At 69.6% G+C, this 3,633-nt stretch carries 4 protein-coding genes; all 4 read right to left on the reverse strand.

Annotated features, from left to right (window positions below; all coding sequences use genetic code 11):
* Positions 1–2 precede the first annotated feature (2 nt).
* The 4 genes from C1A33_RS22270 to C1A33_RS22285 all read right to left on the reverse strand — a co-directional run bounded on the left by C1A33_RS22270 (position 3) and on the right by C1A33_RS22285 (position 3,583).
* Positions 3–512 carry a MaoC family dehydratase gene (locus tag C1A33_RS22270; RefSeq protein WP_101833321.1) on the reverse strand — a complete coding sequence of 170 codons (510 nt, stop codon included), beginning with the start codon at positions 510–512 and terminating at the stop codon, positions 3–5.
* Positions 513–570: 58 nt separating this feature from the next.
* Positions 571–1,767 carry an acyl-CoA dehydrogenase family protein gene (locus C1A33_RS22275; RefSeq protein WP_101833322.1) on the reverse strand — a complete coding sequence of 399 codons (1,197 nt, stop codon included), beginning with the start codon at positions 1,765–1,767 and terminating at the stop codon, positions 571–573.
* Positions 1,768–1,819: 52 nt separating this feature from the next.
* Entirely contained in the window at positions 1,820–2,299 is a 480-nt protein-coding gene (locus tag C1A33_RS22280) for a MaoC family dehydratase (RefSeq protein WP_101833324.1), read from the reverse strand.
* A gap of 360 nt (positions 2,300–2,659) precedes the next feature.
* Positions 2,660–3,583 (reverse strand): ABC transporter ATP-binding protein, encoded by a 924-nt coding sequence (locus C1A33_RS22285; RefSeq protein ID WP_133150787.1) that lies wholly within the window; start codon positions 3,581–3,583, stop codon positions 2,660–2,662.
* Positions 3,584–3,633: the final 50 nt, after the last annotated feature.

The raw sequence follows: 3,633 nt of genomic DNA on the forward strand, positions 1-3,633 counted from the left end.
GGTCAGGCCTGGGGGGCGGGTTCGGGGCGGCCGGGCTGCTCGCCGCCGCGGGCCTCGCCGTAGGCGCGCTTGGGGACCATGACCTTGCGGCGGTAGATGCAGACCAGGGTGCCGTCCTGGTTGTGGCCGCGGGTCTCGACGGTCACGATGCCGCGGTCGTCCTTGCTCCTCGACTCGACCTTGTCGAGCACGGTCGACTCGCCGTAGATGGTGTCGCCGTGGAAGACGGGGGCGACGTGGCGCAGCGACTCGACCTCGAGGTTCGCGATCGCCTTGCCGGAGACGTCCGGGACGGACATGCCCAGCAGCAGCGAGTACACGTAGTTCCCGACGACCACGTTCCGCTTGAACTGCGTCGTCTTCTCGGCGAAGTTCACGTCGAGGTGCAGCGGGTGGTGGTTCATCGTGATCAGGCAGAACAGGTGGTCGTCGTACTCGGTGACCGTCTTGCCGGGCCAGTGCTTGTAGACCGCGCCGACCTCGAACTCCTCGTAGTACCGGCCGAACTGCATGGATCGCCTCGTTCTCCTGGATGGCGGGCTCGGGATCGCGCCTGGGGTGCGGCGGGGCCTAGTGGAGCTTGTACTCCTTGAGCAGGGCGCGGCTGATAATGCGCTTCTGCACCTCGGACGTGCCCTCGCCGATGAGCATGAACGGCGCCTCGCGGTAGAGACGCTCGATCTCGTACTCCTTGGAGTAGCCGTAGCCGCCGTGGATGCGGAACGACTCGGTGGTCACCTCGTGGCAGTACTCGCTGGCCAGGTACTTCGCCATGCCGGCCTCGACGTCGTTGCGCTCGCCGTTGTCCTTCTTGCGGGCGGCGTTCACCATCATCAGATGGCCGGCCTCGACCTTGGTCGCCATCTCGGCGAGCTTGAAGGCGATGGCCTGGTGGTCGGCGATCTGGTGGCCGAAGGTGCGGCGCTGCTGGGCGTAGGCGATCCCCAGCTCGAAGGCGCGGATCATGATGCCGCAGGCGCGGGCGGCGACGTTGACCCGGCCGACCTCGACGCCGTCCATCATCTGGTAGAAGCCGCGGCCGGCCTTGTCCTCGCCGCCGAGGATGGCGGACGCGGGCACCCGGTGGCCGTCGAGGATCATCTCGGTCGTCTCGACGCCCTTGTAGCCGAGCTTGTCGAGCTTGCCGGGGATGGTGATCCCGCCGTGGGTGCCGAAGCCCGGCTCCTTCTCCAGCAGGAACGTCGTCATGTTCTTGTAGACCGAGTCGGCGCCCTCGTCGGTCTTGACGAGGGTCGCGACCACACCGGAGCGGGCGCCGTTGGTCAGCCACATCTTCTGGCCGGTGATGACGTAGTCGTCGCCGTCGCGCTCGGCGCGGGTGGTGATGGCGGAGACGTCCGAGCCGCAGCCCGGCTCGCTCAGCGAGAAGGCGCCGCGGCAGTCCCCGGTGGCCATCTTCGGCAGCAGCCGGGCGCGCTGCTCCTCGCTGCCGTGCTGCAGCACCAGGTAGGCGACGATGAAGTGGGTGTTGATGACGCCGGAGACGCTCATCCAGCCACGGGCGATCTCCTCGACCACCAGCGCGTAGGTGAGCAGCGACTCGCCTAGGCCGCCGTACTGCTCGGGAATGGTGATCCCGAACAGCCCCATCTCCTTCATCGCGTTGATGATCTCTTCGGGGTACTCGTCCTTCTTCTCGAGATCACCCGCGTTTGGGAGGATCTCCTTGTCCACGAACGTGCGCACGGCCGCCAGAATGTCGGCCTGGACGTCGGTGAGCCCGTCGGTCTGCGCGATCCTGCCCATTGCCCCGCTCCTGTCGTCTGTCTGCCCGGTTCCTGTGCCTGTCGGGCGGCGCTCACTCGCCCCCGCGGATGAGGCGCACCGGGTTGTAGGTGAGGACGACCTCGTCGCGCTGGTTGTGAACGGTGTTGCGGGTGGTCACCACGCCGCGGTTGCCGCGGCTGGCGGGGCGCGACTCGGTGACCTCGACGACGACGGTGAGCGTGTCGCCGACGTAGACGGGGGCGCTGATCGACAGGTCCGTCTGCATGAACGCCATGCCGGTGCCGTGCAGCACGTTGGTCTGCAGGACCAGGCCCTCGGCGTAGGAGAAGACCATCATCCCGGGGATGAGCCGCCCGGTGTAGCCGACGGACCTGGCGTGCTCGGCGTCCATGAACAGCGGCTCGGAGACGCCGACGAGCTGGCGGAACAGCACCAGGTCCGTCTCGGTGATCGTGCGCGCCGGCGTCCGGAACACGCTGCCGACCTTCATCTCCTGGTAGGTCTGGCCCGCTACCAGGGGCGGGACGGAACCGGCTGCCGGGGCTGTCATGACCTTCTCCTCTTCGCCGATCACCTGCGGATCACCGTCGATCCCGGTGCCGGCGCGAGGACCGGGGAGCGCGCGCCAACCGTCGGGAATAACGGGCAGATTATTAACACGATGATCGCGTGTCCGACAACGTGTGTGAATGTGGGCATGCCAACAGGCGCCCGGCGGTGATCGGCTCCCCCCTCGGCGTCCCGCGGGAAGGCGGATGCCGACGGTCGGCACCGGACGAACCGCCAGCGGGCAGCGTAACCCGTTGCCCCCGCCTCGCGCCCCCTTCGGCGGCAGGCCCCGGACAGAGAGCCGCCCCACGCCGGGCAGGGTTCGCCGGCGTGGGGCAGCGGTGACGGGCCGTGGGTCGGGTCAGTCCTCGGCGCCGCCGACGTAGCGGGCGAACACGTCCTCGGACATCAGCTCCGCCGCGGGCCCACCGAAGACGATCTCACCGCGCCGCAGCACGTACGCCGTCGTCGCGATGCCGAGCGCACGGACCACGAACTGGTCGACCAGCAGCAGTGAGGTGCCCTCGGCGCTCACCGCCTGCAGGAAGGCGAAGATCTCGTCGACGATCACTGGCGCGAGGCCCAGGGACGCCTCGTCGACGAGGATCAGCTTCGGACTGCGCACGTGAGCCTGGGCCATGGCCAGCATCTGCTGCTGGCCGCCGCTGAGCGTGCCCGCGGTCTGGGTGAGCCGCTCCCCGAGCACCGGGAACGCCTCGACGGCGCGCTCGATGGCCGCGGACTCTCCCCCCGGGAACGACTGCATGATCAGATTCTCCCGGACGGTCAGGCTCCGGAAGATGCCCCGGCCCTCCGGGATGTGGCACAGCCCCAGCCTGGCCCGGCGGTGCGGCGCCAGCCGGGTGATGTCCGTGCCCTCCATCTCGACCCGGCCGGCGGTGGGGCGCAGCAGCCCGCAGACCGTGCGCAGCAGCGTCGTCTTGCCCGCCCCGTTCGGCCCGAGCAGCGCCACCGCCGTGCCGCGCGGCACGGTGAGGGAGACGCCGCGCAGCACCGTCGTGTCCTCGTAGCCGCTCACCACCCCGCTCAGGTCGAGCGCGGGGATGGTCTCCTCCTTCGCCTGGGCCGCCTCCTCCTCCCGGACGTCCGCGGGCTGGGCGGCGACGTGGGCCGCCGACGGGGCGGCGGCGTCGGTGTCCGCTGCGGCGTCGTCCTCTGCGCCGGCGTCCTGAGCGGGAACGGCGTCCGGCTCGGGCTTGGCGGTCGGGGTCTGTCCCGCTGTGCTGCTCTCGCTGACCGGGGTACCCGCCGTCGGGGTCGTCATCGGATTTGCGCCGTGGATACTCCGACCTTCAGGTCGGAGAGGAAACGGTG

Source organism: Frankia canadensis (assembly GCF_900197875.1).
GTDB lineage: Bacteria > Actinomycetota > Actinomycetes > Frankiales > Frankiaceae > Frankia > Frankia canadensis.

What these genes read in the sequence shown, in the direction of transcription:
- C1A33_RS22270 (WP_101833321.1), bottom strand. Translation starts at nt 512, where the DNA reads ATGCAGTTCGGCCGGTACTACGAGGAGTTCGAGGTCGGCGCGGTCTAC.
- C1A33_RS22275 (WP_101833322.1), bottom strand. Translation starts at nt 1,767, where the DNA reads ATGGGCAGGATCGCGCAGACCGACGGGCTCACCGACGTCCAGGCCGAC.
- C1A33_RS22280 (WP_101833324.1), bottom strand. Translation starts at nt 2,299, where the DNA reads ATGACAGCCCCGGCAGCCGGTTCCGTCCCGCCCCTGGTAGCGGGCCAG.
- C1A33_RS22285 (WP_133150787.1), bottom strand. Translation starts at nt 3,583, where the DNA reads ATGACGACCCCGACGGCGGGTACCCCGGTCAGCGAGAGCAGCACAGCG.